This is a genomic window from Limnoglobus roseus (genome assembly GCF_008254045.1).
GTDB lineage: Bacteria > Planctomycetota > Planctomycetia > Gemmatales > Gemmataceae > Limnoglobus > Limnoglobus roseus.
This window is the reverse complement of record NZ_CP042425.1, coordinates 4941254-4956779: the sequence shown is the minus strand read 5'-3', so window position 1 is coordinate 4956779 and position 15526 is coordinate 4941254. Positions and strand designations below refer to the sequence as shown.

Sequence of the window (15526 nt, the reverse complement as noted above, 5' to 3'; positions counted from 1 at the left end):
GAAACGAGCAAACGAGGGCGGGATGGCGGTCGCGGAACGACTTTGTCGGTACTACCAAACGTGGTTCTCGAATCCGTCACCGGAGGCGGACGAACTCGTCGCCCTCCACGCCCAAGAGGACAAGGCCGCCTACCTGGAGAAATACTTTCACCACGAGGTCGAAAAGGGCAAAATGGCCGTCGAGCGGTTCCTCGGGCTGAACCGCGAGTGGGTTGGCGGTCGGGCACTCGACTTCGGTTGCGGGGCCGGCGGGCTGACGTTCGCCATCCGCGAGCAAACGCGGTCCGCCCTCGGCATCGACCTGGAAGAGTACAAACTCTCCTTCGCCCGCCAACAGGCCGAACTCCGCGGCACGACCGACATCGACTTCATCTGCTACCCCGGCGACCGCATCCCGGCCGCGGACTCGGCGTTCGACGTGGTGTTCTGCGTGGACGTGATGGAGCACCTACCGAAGCCGGACGAGTCGCTCGCGGAAATCCGCCGCGTGCTGAAGCCGGGCGGCCTCCTGCTGCTCAGCTTCGGCCCGCCGTGGGGCCACCCGCACGGCAAGCACACCTGGACGCGGCTACCCGGTTGGTGGACGCACCTGCTGTTCCCGCAATCGGCCTGCATGAAGACGATCGGCCTGCCGGCAGACACCACTTGGGAACAACTCGGTCTGCACCGCCTGACCGTCAGCAAGTTCGAACGCCTGATGCGGGCGAGCGGCTTCCGCCAACTCTACCGCCAATACAACATTCAGCGGCCGGTGAAGTGGCTCAAGCACGTCCCCGGCGTCCGCGATTTGTTCATTTCGGAAGTGGTTGCGGTGTATCGAAAGTAGTTGGGATGGGGCCGGTTCCATCCGCACCTACCAATTTCCCGACTCAAGCAACGGCGAGCGGGCCGTGTCTGCGTGGGACAGACATGGCCCGCTCACGCCGGGCCGCTCGCCGTTGAAACGGCAACCTCGACTCAGCGGACCCAGCCGACTCTACTTCCGGCTCTTCGGGTGGTGGAACGGCAGCCACGCGCCGTTCTCCTTGCTGCTCGCCACGACCTGCGTGATGAAGAGCATCCCCTCGACGCCGTCGTACACGTTCGGGTAGACGGTGTTGACGGATTCGACCTTCTCGCCGCTGGCCTTCTTCACCATCGCGTCGAAGGCCGCTCCGTAGACGTTGGCGAACGCCTCGAAGAACGCCTCCGGGTGGCCGCTCGGCAAGCGACTCGCGGCCCCGGCTGCGGCACCGAGGTACGGGCCGCCGTTGCGGGTGTAAATCTTGTGCGGCTCGCCGTTCTTGCGGACGATCAACTCGTTCGGGTTCTCCTGCCGCCACTGGAGTGCCGCCTTCGTGCCGTCGATTTCGATGAACAGGTCATTCTCGCGGCCGTGGCTGATCTGGCTGGCCGTCACTGTGCCGAGGGCACCGTTCTCGTACCGGACGAGGGCCGTGCCGTAATCGTCGAGCGCCCGGCCTTCCGCGAAGATTTTCAAATGACCGGAAATCTCCTTCGGAAGCAGCCCTGTCATGTACCGACCGAGGTTGTAAGCGTGCGTGCCGATGTCGCCGAAGCAGCCGGCGATGCCGGACTTTGAGGGGTCGGTCCGCCACGCGGCCTGCTTCTGGCTCTCCGCTTCCAACCGCGTCCGCAGCCAGCCCTGAATGTAATTGCTGCGGGTGGCGTTGATCTCGCCGAGGTCGCCGTTCAGGATCATCTCACGGGCTTGCCGGACGAGCGGGTAACCAGTGTAGTTGTGCGTGACCGCGAACACGACGCCGGACTTTTCAACGATCTTCAGCAGTTCTTCCGCCTGGGCCAAATCGAAGGTCATCGGCTTGTCGCAGATGACGTTGAACCCGGCTTCGACGAAGGTTTTCGCGATCTCGAAGTGCGTGTGGTTCGGCGTGGCGACCGAGACGAAATCGACCTTGTCCGGCCGCTTCCCCTCGGCCGCGACCATCTCTTTCACACTGCCATAGGCTCGGTCGGCGGGGATGTCGTAATCGGCTGCAGATGCCTTCGCTTTCGCCGCGTCGGAGGAAAGTGCCCCGGCGACGAGGGCGGCACGGTTGTCGAGGACACCGGCCGTCGCGTGGACGCGGCCGATAAACGCTCCCTGACCGCCGCCGATGAGGCCCATACGGAGCTTCCGGTTGAGCGGTGAATTCGTGGGCATGGAGAGACTCCTGAACAAGAAGAGGTTGGATGGGGGAGATTGTAAGCCGACCGGGCCGAAGGGCGAGACGTTCGTCGATCTTGTCGCGGTCGGCGGTGTCGGTAAGTTAAACAGACTAGCGAACCCCGCCCGAACGTGGGCAACGACTGTACCGGAGGATCGACCTCATGGCTAAAGGACGAAAGAGCGGACCGAGCCGGCTGGACCTGCGCCGCCAATCGGAGGCCGCCGAAGCCCGCGAGGGGGAAGAAAAGGTCGAAGTCGAAGACGACGACGAAATTGAAGACGACGACGAGGCCGAGGAGGAAGACGAGGCCGATGACGAGGCCGCGGAAGCCTCCGACGACGACGAGGGCGGAGGCGACGACGACGACGAGGACGCGCCCAAGAAGAAAAAGTCCAAGGCGAAGGCCAAGGTCAAGAAGGAAGTGAAGCCCAAGGCCAAGCGGACCCGGGCCGTGAAGGTCGTGACGATGAAGGCCGTCTGGGTCGTGTTCGACAACTCGAACAAGCGACTGAACACCTTCGCGTACAACGCGAAGGCCGAGGCCGAGGACTTCTTGGCGAAGAAGCAGGAAGAAAAGAAGGGCACCTGCTACATGCAACTCGTCAAGGAAGAAATGAAGGCATAAGCCGACCACGGCTGAATCCCGAAAGCCCGGCCACTCTCCCGGCCGGGCTTTCCCTTTTTCGAAGCGAACTTCCCGATGAAAACGATCTTCCTGGATTTCGGCAACGTGATCGGCTTCTTCGACCACGGCCGGGCGCTCAAGCACTTCGCACGCTACACCGACGTGCCGCACACCGAGTTGGAGACGATGCTCTACGGCGGCACGCTCGGGGACGACTACGATTCCGGCCGCATCACCACGCACCAGTACCTCGAACACGTCAAGAAACTCGCGAACTTCCGCTGTACCGACGAGGAATTCCTCACGGCCTACACCGACATCTTCTGGCCCAACCCCGACGTGTGCGAACTCGTGCCGGTGCTGGCGAAAAAGTACCGCCTCGTGCTGGCCAGCAACACGAACGACGCCCACTACCAGCAGTTCACGAAGATGTTCGCCCCGGTGCTGAGTCATCTTCAGCACCTCGTCGCGTCGCACGTCGTCGGGGCGAGGAAGCCGCGGCCGGAGTTCTACCAGCGGGCCCAGGAATGGGCGCACGCAGAACCCCACGAGTGCGTATTCGTGGACGACCTGCCGAAGAACATCGCCGCCGCCGTGGCGCACGGGTGGACGGGCGTGTTGTACCAGTCGGGTGATCGCCTCGCGGACAAACTTCGGGCCGCGGGTGTTCCGATTGAATGACCGATTCGATACAAAGGACGGGGTACCGCTCCGCTCACGAGACCGTTCGATGAACCCCCTTCAACACGCCGATGCCGAGGTTTTTCACGCGATCCAGGCGGAACGGAACCGTCAACGGTTCGGCCTGGAGATGATCGCGAGCGAAAACTACACCAGCCCGGCCGTGATGGCCGCCCAGGGCACGGTGCTGACGAACAAGTACGCGGAAGGCTACCCCGGCAAGCGGTACTACGGCGGCTGCGAGTACGTGGACGAGGTCGAGCGGTTGGCCATCGACCGGGCGAAGAAGCTGTTCGGGGCCGCGCACGTCAACGTGCAGCCGCACTCCGGCGCGCAAGCGAACATGGCCGTCTTCCTGGCCGCCCTGACCCCCGGCGACACGATCCTCGGCCTCGACCTGGCCCACGGCGGCCACCTGACGCACGGCATGAAGTTGAACTTCTCGGGCAAGTACTTCAACGTCGTCAGCTACGGCGTCACGAAGGACACGCACCGCATCGACTACGACCACCTCGCCGCGCAAGCCCGCGAGCACAAGCCGAAGCTCATTATCGCCGGGGCGAGCGCGTACTCCCGCACCATCGACTTCGCCAAGTTTGCCGAGATCGCGAAGGAAACCGGCACGCTGCTCATGGTGGACATGGCCCACATCGCCGGGCTAGTCGCGTCGAAGTTGCACCCGGACCCGGTGCCGCACGCCGACTTCGTGACGACGACCACGCACAAGACCCTCCGCGGCCCGCGGGCCGGCATGACGATGTGCAAGGGCGAGTGGCAGCAGAAGATCGACTCGGCCGTGTTCCCCGGCTTGCAAGGTGGGCCGCTCATGCACGTCATCGCGGCGAAGGCGGTCGCGTTCAGCGAAGCCCTCCGCCCCGCCTTCCGCGAATACTCGCAGCAAGTCATCGACAACGCCCGGTGTTTGGCGGAAGAGTTGATGCGGCACGACTTCAAACTCGTGTCCGGCGGGACCGACAACCACCTGATGATGATCGACGTGTTCAGCCGGTTCGGCATCGGCGGCAAGCAGGCCGAAACGGCCCTCGACTCGGCCGGCATCACCGTCAACAAAAACATGATCCCCTACGACCCGCGGAAGCCGATGGACCCGTCGGGCATTCGCATCGGTACGCCGGCCCTGACCACCCGCGGCATGAAGGAACCGGAGATGCGGCAGATCGCCCGGTGGATCACAGATGTGCTGGCGAAGCCGGGCGACGACGACCTGATTTCCCGCGTCCGCGGCAGCGTGCGAGAGTTGTGCGAAGAGTTCTCCGTGCCGACCGAGGCCGTGTAACCGTGGCCCCGGTCCTCGCCCTCTTATGCTTCGTCGGCGGGCTGCTGTTCGGCATCCTCACGTTCGCCGTGTTCATCTTTCAGGTCGCCTGCCGGTGGTGCCGCCTCGAACGCCCCGGCTTCTTCGCCGCGTCCGGCATCGTGGTCGTCTCGTGGATCGTCTGGGCCATCGTCGAGGCGATCATGATCTCGATCTTGCAGGAAGTCTACCGGGCCGCCGGCTACCCGCCGTGGGAGGCCCGCATCGTCGGCTTCTTCATCGGCCTACCGTCGCACATGCTGGTCACGACCGTCCTGCACATGGGCCTGATGCGGGTGAAGCTCGGCAAGGCGATCGAGGTCTGGTTCATCCAGCAAATGATGCTCTTTTCCATCATCCTCGCCATCACTGGCGTCCTGGTCGTCGGCTTCCTCGCGGCCAAGAACTGAACCATGCCCCGTTACTTCATTACGTGTGCCCGCGGCCTGGAGAAACTCCTGGCGGGCGAACTCACCCACCTGCACGCCGCCGACATTGAGGTCGGCCGCGGCGGCGTCTACTGCGCCGGCGACCACGCCCTGCTCTACCGGGCGAACCTCTGGCTGCGGACGGCCGTGCGGGTGCTGCAACCGGTCCATGAGGCCGACGTGCGGAACCCGGACCAACTGTACGACGCCTGCCGGGCGGTGAACTGGGCCGAGTACATGACGCCCGACCACACGCTGGCCGTCGATTGCAACGTGCGGGACAGTGGCATCACGCACTCGCAGTACGCCGCCCGGCGGGTGAAAGACGCCATCTGCGATCAATTCCGCGAGCGGACCGGCGTGCGGCCGAGTGTGGACACCGAGACTCCGATGGTCCCGCTGAACCTGCACGTCTACCGCGACCACATGGTCCTTAGCCTCGATTCGAGTTGGAACTCACTGCACAAGCGCGGCTACCGCCCGATCCTGGTGAAAGCCCCCCTCAACGAATCCCTCGCGTGCGGTATCCTGCTAGCGTCCGGCTGGGACGGCAGCGTGCCATTGGTGGACTGGATGTGCGGCTCCGGTACGTTCGCCATTGAAGGGGCATGGATGGCGACGAACCGCGCGCCGGGGATGATGCGGAAGTGGTTCGGCTTCATGGGCTGGCCGAGCTTCGACCGGCCACTGTGGAACGCAATCCGCGAAGACGCCCGGCAAGGGGTGAAGCCACTGGCGGCCCCCATCAGCGGCGGTGACATCCGCCGCGACGCGATCGAGTTCGCCAAAACGAACGCGAAGGCGGCCGGTATCGGCAACCTGCTGAAGTTCGACCTGCAAGACCTGAAGGACGCTCGCCCGCCCGCCGGCCCGCCCGGCATTCTGGTCTGCAACCCACCCTACGGCGAGCGCCTGGGGGAAGAAAGCGAACTCGCCGACCTGTACCGCCTAATGGGTGAATCGTTCCTCGCCCACTGGCAGGGCTGGCGGATGCTGATGCTCACATCGAACAACTGGCTCGCCCGGCAAACGGGGCTGAAGGTGGTGAAGACAACCGACTACTACAACGGCAGCCTGCCGTGCCTGCTGTGGGAGTTCGCTGCCGAGCGGAAAGTGCGAAAGTGATCGATTCGGCGAGCGGCCCGGCGTAAGCGGGCCGTGTCTTGCGCCGCGTAGACACGGCCCGCTTACGCCGGGCCGCTCGCCTTACTTCTTCTCCGTGTACACTGGCATCTCCTTCACTCGCTTCCACACCGCGTCGTAGGCCGCCTTGAACTTGGCGTCGTTCATCGACGTGAAGTCGGCCTTGAACCGCTCGGCCGAGATGCCGTCGCGGAGGCCGTCGATCGCCGGCACGAAGTCGGCCACGGTGAACTTCTTGTTCACGCTCTCCAGCTCGGCCGCGTTGTTTTTCACCCGCTTGGCGAACTCGATCCCGGAGAAGTCAGCGCACAGGTCGGTGAAGCTGAACCCGCTCGACTTCGTCATGTCCATCTGCTCCTTCAGCACGCCGGCTTGCTCGGCGAGACCGGCCCCGGCCATCTCGGTCAGGGCGGCCGAGATCACGAAGTGCTGGCACAGATCGCGGCGACTGCGGATCGTCGGATTGCCGAGGACCGCAATCCGTTGCCGGCGGTCGTCGTCGGATTCGACCGCCTTGCAGAAGGACGCCGTTACCGGGTTGTCGCGGAGGATCGTCGAATCGTCGAGGGCGATGCCGAGACCGAGCAGGAACGCCGCCTCGCGGTACTCCTTCTCAACGCCCACCGCCGCACCGGCCGCTTCCTTGATGTACGCGGCCGTGAGATCGTCCCCCTTCAGGCGGGTGCTGCTGCCGTTGGCCGGCAACTTCGCGTTCGCCTCCGCCCGCGTTGTCACGGCCGTCACCACGGTTCGCACGGCCTCTTCTTTGGCATTCCGCGTTCGCGTCACCTTCGTCGCGGACTTCGGGGCCGTAGCCGGAGCCGCAGCAATACCACCCGCCGGGACGACGCCTTCCGGCGGCTGAATCCCGGCCCGGTCCAGCAGGCCGAGGTAGACGTCCGGCAGCGGCTCCGTCGGCGTGAGGGACGCGAGCGTCCCGTAAAGACGGCCGAGGCGGTTCTGCGTTGCCGAGGTCAGGTCTTTGAGCTGCGAGACTTTGCCGGTTCGCAGGTCGTCGGCGACGAGGTTCATCGCCAGGACGTTCAGCGGATCGAACTTGATCTGGAACCGGGCCGAATTCGCTTGCCCGTCGCCGAGGTGGGGCCGCATGACCGACGCGCGGTCCGCGTACTTCACGGCCCCCAGGTAGCGGCCGAGTTGTTGCACCAGCACTTCCACCCGGTCCGGTTCGGACCGCGGGTCGCCCTCGCGGATCAAGATATGCGATTGCAATGCCACCACCGACCCCGCGAACGGCATCGCCTTCGGGGTCGTCTCGCCAAAGCCGGGGGCGAACTTTCGGCTCGTATAGCCGACGACCAGCGCCGCCCGCTCCGTCTTCACGACCTCCTCGAAATCGGTTTGCAGCCCCTTCAGGTCGCCCGCGCGCGGGTCGGTGTCCCACGTACCGACTTCGGTGACTTCGAACGTGACTCCGGTATTCGCCTTCAGCACGTCGGCCGCCAGTGCGAATCGTTTCTTGAGGACCCGCTCCCATACGGCCTGCGTGCGGCGTTCGGCGTCGTCCACGAGCAACTTCACCGCGACCTTGAATTCCTTCTGCGAATGAGCCGCGGTCGGCAGTTCCCCGGCCGTCGGCGCGGTGCCTTCGAGTTTGACGCCGTGCAACCCCGTCGCGCCGTTGCGGCGCGTGAATGCGTAAATGTTGTAGGCGTCGAGCGCCAACTTCGTGACCTTGCCCTCCGCGTCGAAGCTCACCTCGGCCGACTTGTTGCACGCGAACGCCCGTGACTCCCCGGCGGCGAGGATCACGTTCTGGGGTTCGCCGCTGTCGGGGTGGAGTTCGAACGCCATCTTCTCGTTCGCCTCGTTGCTGATGACGAGAACGGCCGCGCGAAGGGTCGGGCCGACCGCGAGGGTAAGGCAGGCGGCACAAAGCAGGCGAACGGCGAGATTCCGGGCCATGGTGGAAGTCCTGAGAAGTACGGCAGCGAAGGCGGCAGCCGGCTCGCGAAGAAGCGTTGTTCGGATCGTAGCAGCGGCGGGAGCGAGGTCAAGTTTTGCGAGGCAGAAAGTCTCTCGCCGCAGGCGGATTGCCACAATTTCCAACCCGCCCTGAATTCGTGGGCGTGCTTGTCTTGACGCCCCTCGCGGGGCCGTTATAGTCCCGCCCTGAACCAAAGTCTGTCATCTTGCGTGGGGGAGCCGTGGCCTGCCGAACGGCGTTCATCCTGTTGTTGCTGTCGGCCACTTGCGGCGTCGCGCCCCGAGGGGCCGCCCAGGATTTGCCCCAGTTCCCGACGCTGCCGCTCAACACGCCCCGGCCGACGCCGCACGTAGCCTTCCAGGTTCCGCCGCCGACGCTGCCGGCCGACCCGCCGACGGTCGCGCCCAATCCCGCTCTGCCACCGCCCCCGCCCGTCACGATCCCACTGCCGAGGGACGAAGTCTTCCTGACGGAAGGCTCGCGCGTGAACCTACCAGCGAACGCGAAGCGGCAAGTGATCCGCTACAGCCCGCGGTACGGGAACCTGAACAAGTTCGACCTGGAACGCATGCCCGACGGCACGCAGCGCCTCGTGTACACGAGCGGCCTGATCATCAACGTCTATTACGAGATCGAAACGGGGCCGAAGGCGATCCCGCAGGAGTACGAGTTCGCCGCCGACAACATCGTGATGTGGATCAAGAACCTCAACGGCCGCGACATTTCTGGCGGCCTGCCGATCGACCAGGAGCAGTCCGGGGACAACCGGCTCGAAATCGAACTGTACATGACCGGCAACGTCGTGATCCGCAGCAAGGACGAGCGCATCCTTAACGTGGGCTGGGATGAACGGGTCATCGACACCCGAGTCGTGCGGGCGGAGCAGATTTACTACGACGTGAACAAGAACCGCGCCGTCGCGTTGAACGCGGACCTGGAAATGGGGTTCAACAAACTCCAGGACACCGTCCACCTCCGCGCCGAGCGGATGGAGCGGCTCGGCCGGTCCGAATGGCACGCGACGCGGGCCGGGGCGTTTTCGAGCAAGCTACCGTCCGACCCCGCCCTGGAGTTGCTCACCAGCGAGGCCAGCATCGTCGAGCGGGAGACTGTCCGGCGGAACATTTTCGGCCTGCCGTACCGCAATCTGCCGAGCGGCGACCTCGACTACAGTTTCGAGCGGACCCTGACCGCCCGGAACGCACGGGTCGAAATCCTCGGCGTGCCGATCTTCTACACGCCCTACGTGCAAACCGACCCGAGCAAACCGCTCGGCCCGCTGCTCGGCATCGGCTTCGGCAACGGCCGTATCTTCGGCACCCAGTACTACACGACCTGGGACATGTTCAACCTGCTCGCCCTGCGGCCGCCGCCCGGCCACAACTGGCGACTGAACCTCGACTACCTCGACAAGCGGGGGCCGGGCTTCGGGACCGACTACTCGTACACCAACCCCGACTTCTTCGGCCTGTTCGGCAAGAACAACGGGTCGGTGCGGCTCTACGGCATTCAGGACCGGGGGGAGGACATCCTCGGGGGGTACCGCGGCATCGAACCGGTCCAGTCACTGCTCTTCGATGACCCGGCTCGGAACGGCCGCACGTTCTTCCGCGGCCGCGCGGTCTGGCAGAACCAACAGGAACTCCTCGCCACCCGCGACCAGGACAACCTGCTCACGTCCGACTCGTACCTGATTGCGCAGAGTCAGTTCGCCCACCAGAGTGACAAGAACTTCTACGAGCAGTACTTCCGGACGGAGTTCCTCAACAGTGTGAACCAGGAGACGTTCGCCTACCTCGGCGGCAGTACCGGCCGGTTCCACGGGTCGCTGTTGGTGCAAGACGGCCAGGACCGCAACTGGATGACCGAGACGCGGTGGCTGCCGGAGGCGAAGGGGGCCTTGATCGGCCAGTCGTTCTTCGACATCTTCACGTACAACTCGCGGGCCGACCTCGGGTACGCGAACTTTCGGCCGAGCCAGGTCTACCCGCCGCCGGTGCTGTCCACCGAGCAGAAGGCGATCAACACCGGCCGGGCCGACTGGTGGCACGAACTCAGCGTGCCGTTGGCCGCCGGGCCGGTGAAGGTCGTGCCATACGGCGTGTTCGACCTGACCGGGTACACCGAAGACCTGAACGGCAACAGCCGCGGCCGCGTGTACGGCGGCGGCGGGGCGCGGGCGTCGGTCACGTTCACACGACTGTTCAGCGACGCCAACAGCGAACTCTTCAACGTCCGCGGGCTGAACCACAAGGCGACGCTGCACTCGAACTATTACTACGCCCGCACCAACGTCCACTACACCGACCTGCCGCAACTCGACCGCCTCGACGACGACAGCATCGACCAGACGGTCCGCACGATCAAACCGTTCCAGACGCAGTTCGTGAAGGGGGCGGACGGTATCGCCCTGGCAACGGCCCCGTTCTTCGACCCGCAACAACTGGCGATCCGGCGGCTGGTGGACAACCGGATCGACACCCGTGACGACATGCAGGTCGTGCAACTCGGCTTCGACCAGCGGTTGCAGACCAAGCGGGGCTTCCCCGGCATGGAGCACACGATCGACTGGCTGACCCTCGACCTGTCCACGTCGCTGTTCCCGCAGGCGAGCAAGGACAACTACGGCAAAACGGCCGCGTTCTTCGAGTACAACACCCTCTGGAACGTCGGCGACCAGACGGCCGTGTCGTCGTCCGGGTGGTTCGACCCGTTCGCCTCCGGGGCGCGGTACTGGAATTCGGGCGTCTACTTCAACCGGCCGGACCGCACGAGCTTCTACTTCGGATACCGCGAAACGAACCCGGTGAATAGCAAGGCCGTGATCGCGTCGATCGGCTACCAGTTGACGAAGAAGTACAACGTCAACCTCTCGACGAACTACGACTTCGGCATTCAACAGGCCCTGTCGAACACGATGCTCGTCACGCGCACGGGGACCGACCTGACCGTGAGCATCGGCCTGACGTACAACCAGCAGACGAACAACACCGGGTTCATGTTCGTCGTCGTGCCGAACATCGCGGCCGGCACGGCGCTGTCCCGCATCGGCACGGCTCAGTTCGGCGGCGCGCGATAACCCGCCGGCCGGTCTTTCACCTTCCGGGGCCGATCAATCCACTATGGGCCGACTCGAACCGCAACCGAGGTGGAACATGACGCCGAACCCGTGGGCGGCCGGGGACGCCGGCGGCCCGCCGCCGCGCCGGAAGAAGCCCCGGCTGTGGCGGGACAAGTTCCGCGAGGCGTTCCGCGGCACGAAGCGCGGCATCCGCGGGCATTCCAGTTTCTACATCCACTTCTTCTTCGCCGCCCTGGTTGTGGCCGTCGCCGGCGTGTTGCAGGTCAGCTGGGTCGAGTGGTGTCTCTTGCTCGGGTGCATCGGCTTCGTGTTCACCGCGGAACTGTTCAACAGCGCCATCGAGACGCTGTTCCACGGGCTGGACGAGGAGTCGAAGAAGCGCATCCACGGCTGCCTGGACATCGCGGCGGGCGCCGTGCTGATGGCGAGCCTGACCACCGCCGCCGTCGGCAGCATCATCTTCATCCGGCAGTTCGCGAAATTGTGGGGATAAATGGCGAGCGGCCCGGCGAAAGCGGGCCGTGTCTGTAAGAAGCAGACACGGCCCGCTTTCGCCGGGCCGCTCGCTTGACTGATTACCACCGCCACTGCAACCCGAAGCTCACGCCCTGGGCGAAGAAGTCCTTGTCCTTGAGCGGCACGGTCGGCCGGACTACCGGGAACTGACTTACGCCGGGGACCGGGAAGTTCGGAATCCGCGTGATGTCCAGGTTCGTGTCGATCTGGTCGCCCGGCCGAAGGGCACTGCTGAGGTACAAGAAGTTGTACCCCACGAAGAACCGGCAGTTCGGCGTGACCTGATAGCCGAGGTTGAACCCGACCTCCGGCACGACGGCGAACTTGTTCTGCGTGTACGTGCCGATGTTCGCGCCGGGGGCGGTCAACAGGCCGCCGCTGGCTGTGCCGATGGCCCCGGTGTCGAACACAATCTGCTGGCCGCCGTCGATGATCGCCTTCTGGTAGACCGTGCCGAGCGACACCTTCGTGGTCAGGTTCGAGAACCACCGGCCGCGGCGGAGTTCGCCGGACAGGCCGACGGTCGCACCGTAGAACTGGTTGACCGTTCGGAAACTGTCGAACACCGTCCCGGACATCGCGTTCGGCACGCCGATGGACGTCGGCGAGTCGGGCGTGCGCATGAACGTCTCGGTCACGCGAACGCCTTCCCGCAGGTCGAGGTAGCGGAACCCGCCGATCAGATCGAGCCGCGCACAGGACGTGCCCGCGAGCCGCCGACGGAGGTTAGCCTCTGCCCCCCAGAGCGAGATCTCCGAGTCGATCTGAGCCATCCCGACGGACAGCCCTGGCGACGTAATCACCTCCGAGAACGGAATGTTCTGGTTCACGTTGGTGAACGGCCGGGCCAGCACGGGGTAGTCGGCGCTGTTCGCGGTGAAACTGTTGTTGTTGGTGCCGAGGAAGAAGACGCTGCCGTCGAAAGCCCACCGCTGGTCGCAGCCGAAGTACCGGCCGATGCCGAAGCGGCCGCCGCTGTGCAGCGTGTCACCGAACGAGCCGTTGCCGAAGATCGTACGGGTATCACCGGACCCCTGAATGCCGCCGAAGGCCGGGGAACTCGTGGTCAGCAGGGCCGGGTACTCGGCGCTCTTCGTGAACCACAGCAGGTACTCGGCCGACAGCCACCAGCGGTTCATGCCACCGGGGCCATAGGGGGCGAGCAGTTGGCCGTAGCCCACGGCAGGAGCGGCCGCGACCGGAGCCGGGGCTGGTGCCCCGCCCATCTGGTAGCCGCCCCAAGTTTGCACGCCGGGGGCGTAACACCCTTCAAAGAGGGGCGCGTCGAGTTCCGGCCGCGGGTACGAACCGCCGTAGCCGCCCTGCGGGTACACCGTCGTCGGGTGCGGGGATTCCGGCATCACCGGGGATGCCGGGCCGAGCGTCGCCCCGGGGTAGCCCGGCTGCGGTTGGTACTGGTACGGATACGGCGTGGAGTAGGGCGTGCCTTGCATCCCGGGCACGGGTTGTTGCGGCGGGCGACCGCCCGGGACTTCCGTGATGCTCGGCCCTTGACCGAGGGGCTTCGGCATGCCCAATTGGGCCGGCGGCGGACTACTGCTACCGCTCCCCGGCATCGGCATGGGGATCGGCGAGCCCATCGGCACCGGCGACATCGGGCTGCCCATCGGCGGCATCGGCATCCCGCCCGCCTGCCCGCGAGCGGTGATGGTCGGGTCGTCCGTGGACCGCACCGCGACGATGCGGACCGGCGACCGGGGGGCCGTCATGCCGGGCTGTTGCGCGAAAACGAGAGAGGGGGAAACGGCTAAACCGAAGCCAAATCCCGTGGCCAGTAGTCGGCGCATGGTGACGGTCCTCCTGACACTGCCCGCTGAATCGATGTTGCAAAATCCACCGCCGGAGTCACGGTCGCGGGAGAACGGTCCTGTTCCCCACCTTCACCGCCTACCCAATGCCGGCGCAGATCGTGTCAATTAACTGGTTCGGTCATCCCAGCTAGCTATCCTCAATCCAACTTGCAAAGTGACCGGAACGCCCGCCGTTGGAATTTTACGCAAACTGGAGAATCCACATGGTCCGCAAAGTTTCGACAGGCCGCGGCGGCGAGAAAAGCTGACCAACCCGGAGAAGCTGTTAAGTTGGAATTCCCCTCTTCCCGATACCTGCTATACGTCGCAGTTACTCAGGCGGGAGATGGGGGAATACTCATGGCCACGGAATGGCATACCTTTTTGTGTCTGCGTTCGATCATTCCCGCCGGCATCGTCGGGGCGGCAGCGTTCACCATCTGCACGCAACCGGCCGGAGCGTTCTTTCCCCCCGTTCCGAACGGCGGAAACAAGGTCGTCGTCGTGCCACCGCCGCCGCCACCGCCGATCATCGTGCCACCGGTTGGGCCGCCTGTCGTCCCGCCGGTGATCCCACCCGTCCCGCCGCCACCGTTCTTCCCTCCGCCCCCGCCGCCGGGACCGCCAGTTGTACCGCCGCCCCCGCCCCCGCCCCCGCCGATCGTGAAGCCGGTGGGCGTGCCCGAGCCGACCACCATCGTGATGGCCGGGATTGGATTGGCCGTCGCCGCTGCGGCACGACGCAAGAAAAAGACTGAGAACGAGACGAAAGAGTAAACTCTTAGCCGACTGCGAACCGCGGCAGCGAATCGCGGTCGGCCAACAGGTCGTTCACCACGTCAATCGCCCGGCGGAACGAGTATCGCTTCACCAAGCGTTCCAGCTGGGCCGTGCTCTTCGAGATGCCCACATAGGTCCGCCACTTCGACAGCCACTTCAACGGCAACTTCGGCTGATCCGGGTCGAATTCCCACGGGTGGAAGTAGAGCATCCCCACCGCCGGCGAGGTCTTCCGCCGGAGTTGCGACAAGCCCGCCCGCATGACTATCGGCGGGAAAAGGCGGAAGTACCCGCCCCCGGCGACCGGCAGGTTCTGGCCCAAAACGCGGTACGTAGCCGGCGGGAGTTCCAGAATCTCGCGCGTACGACCAAAAGCCAGGAACGGCGTCCGCGGCGCATCGGGGATGCCGTAGCGGTCGTGCCGCACCGGGAAGATGGAACTGTCGTAAACGATTCCCACCTCTGCGAGTACGTCCACCGCCCACGCCGTCTGCCGCACGATGCTGAACGTGGGGGCGCGAAACCCGTACACGGGTTGGCCGGTGGTCTGTTCGAGCCGATCTTTGCTCACGCGCACGTCGTCGGCGAACTGTTCCGGCGTGAAGCGATGGACGCGCCGGTGGTCGTAACTGTGCGAGCCAACTTCGTGACCGGCATCTGCGATGTCTCGCACCAGCTTCGGGTGCGTCTCGGCGATTTGTCCGACGATGTAGAAGGTCGCCTTCACCCCGGCCGCCGCGAGCAAATCCAGGATCATTCGCGTGCGGTCTTCCATCCGTTCCGCGTAGATCGCCATCTGTTTTGATGAACACTCGACGGCCGCGGCCGCTTCGATGCGGTGGTGTTCCTCCACATCGAAACTGAGCACGTAGGATGGGCCGGCAGGTTGGGGCGTTCGCAGAGAGTTCATGCCACAAGCATAGGTCCGAAAATCCAATCAGCCCACCCCGCCCGCAGAGCCGGATCGTCTGCTACAATCGTCTACTCGACTGATTCGCACCACGAAGCCGCACTACCGTCGGAGCC

At 65.0% G+C, this 15526-nt stretch carries 13 protein-coding genes; 9 read left to right on the top strand and 4 right to left on the bottom strand.

The features are described 5' to 3' along the window. Positions 1-22: 22 nt before the first annotated feature. Positions 23-826, top strand: coding sequence for a class I SAM-dependent methyltransferase (locus tag PX52LOC_RS20675; protein WP_149111876.1), 804 nt, complete (start codon positions 23-25; stop codon positions 824-826). Between the two features lie 150 nt (positions 827-976). Here PX52LOC_RS20675 and PX52LOC_RS20670 read toward each other — a convergent pair whose 3' ends face one another. Then, positions 977-2164 carry a Gfo/Idh/MocA family protein gene (locus tag PX52LOC_RS20670; protein ID WP_178132562.1) on the bottom strand — a complete coding sequence of 396 codons (1188 nt, stop codon included), beginning with the start codon at positions 2162-2164 and terminating at the stop codon, positions 977-979. A gap of 167 nt (positions 2165-2331) precedes the next feature. On the opposite strand from PX52LOC_RS20670, the gene PX52LOC_RS40730 reads away from it, so the two are divergent. The 5 genes from PX52LOC_RS40730 to PX52LOC_RS20645 all read left to right on the top strand — a co-directional run bounded on the left by PX52LOC_RS40730 (position 2332) and on the right by PX52LOC_RS20645 (position 6345). Then, on the top strand, positions 2332-2796 hold the full coding sequence (locus PX52LOC_RS40730) for a hypothetical protein (RefSeq protein ID WP_168219113.1): 465 nt from the start codon (positions 2332-2334) through the stop codon (positions 2794-2796). A 75-nt stretch (positions 2797-2871) separates the two neighbouring features. Continuing rightward, positions 2872-3477, top strand: coding sequence for an HAD family hydrolase (locus tag PX52LOC_RS20660; RefSeq protein ID WP_149111875.1), 606 nt, complete (start codon positions 2872-2874; stop codon positions 3475-3477). Positions 3478-3526: 49 nt separating this feature from the next. Next, on the top strand, positions 3527-4774 hold the full coding sequence (locus PX52LOC_RS20655) for a serine hydroxymethyltransferase (RefSeq protein WP_149111874.1): 1248 nt from the start codon (positions 3527-3529) through the stop codon (positions 4772-4774). 2 nt (positions 4775-4776) lie between these two features. Next, positions 4777-5202, top strand: a complete 426-nt coding sequence (locus PX52LOC_RS20650; protein WP_149111873.1) for a hypothetical protein — start codon at positions 4777-4779, stop codon at positions 5200-5202. A gap of 3 nt (positions 5203-5205) precedes the next feature. Further along, entirely contained in the window at positions 5206-6345 is a 1140-nt protein-coding gene (locus PX52LOC_RS20645; RefSeq protein WP_149111872.1) for a THUMP domain-containing class I SAM-dependent RNA methyltransferase, read from the top strand. Positions 6346-6426: 81 nt separating this feature from the next. Here the strand turns inward: PX52LOC_RS20645 and PX52LOC_RS20640 are convergent, their stop codons facing one another. Continuing rightward, positions 6427-8289, bottom strand: coding sequence for a hypothetical protein (locus PX52LOC_RS20640; protein ID WP_149111871.1), 1863 nt, complete (start codon positions 8287-8289; stop codon positions 6427-6429). Between the two features lie 242 nt (positions 8290-8531). On the opposite strand from PX52LOC_RS20640, the gene PX52LOC_RS20635 reads away from it, so the two are divergent. Then, a complete protein-coding gene (locus PX52LOC_RS20635) occupies positions 8532-11390 on the top strand; it encodes an LPS-assembly protein LptD (protein ID WP_149111870.1) in 2859 nt (952 codons plus the stop codon). Between the two features lie 76 nt (positions 11391-11466). Beyond that, complete coding sequence (locus PX52LOC_RS20630; protein WP_168219112.1) at positions 11467-11886, top strand: diacylglycerol kinase; 420 nt, start codon at positions 11467-11469, stop codon at positions 11884-11886. Positions 11887-11968: 82 nt separating this feature from the next. On the opposite strand, the gene PX52LOC_RS20625 is transcribed toward PX52LOC_RS20630, so the two are convergent. Continuing rightward, positions 11969-13717 (bottom strand): BBP7 family outer membrane beta-barrel protein, encoded by a 1749-nt coding sequence (locus PX52LOC_RS20625; protein ID WP_149111868.1) that lies wholly within the window; start codon positions 13715-13717, stop codon positions 11969-11971. 363 nt (positions 13718-14080) lie between these two features. Between PX52LOC_RS20625 and PX52LOC_RS20620 the strand changes: the two genes are divergently transcribed. Next, a complete protein-coding gene (locus PX52LOC_RS20620) occupies positions 14081-14497 on the top strand; it encodes a PEP-CTERM sorting domain-containing protein (protein WP_149111867.1) in 417 nt (138 codons plus the stop codon). A gap of 4 nt (positions 14498-14501) precedes the next feature. Here PX52LOC_RS20620 and PX52LOC_RS20615 read toward each other — a convergent pair whose 3' ends face one another. After that, positions 14502-15410: an XrtA system polysaccharide deacetylase gene (locus PX52LOC_RS20615; protein WP_149111866.1), complete on the bottom strand. Its 909-nt coding sequence runs from the start codon at positions 15408-15410 to the stop codon at positions 14502-14504. Positions 15411-15526 lie beyond the last annotated feature (116 nt).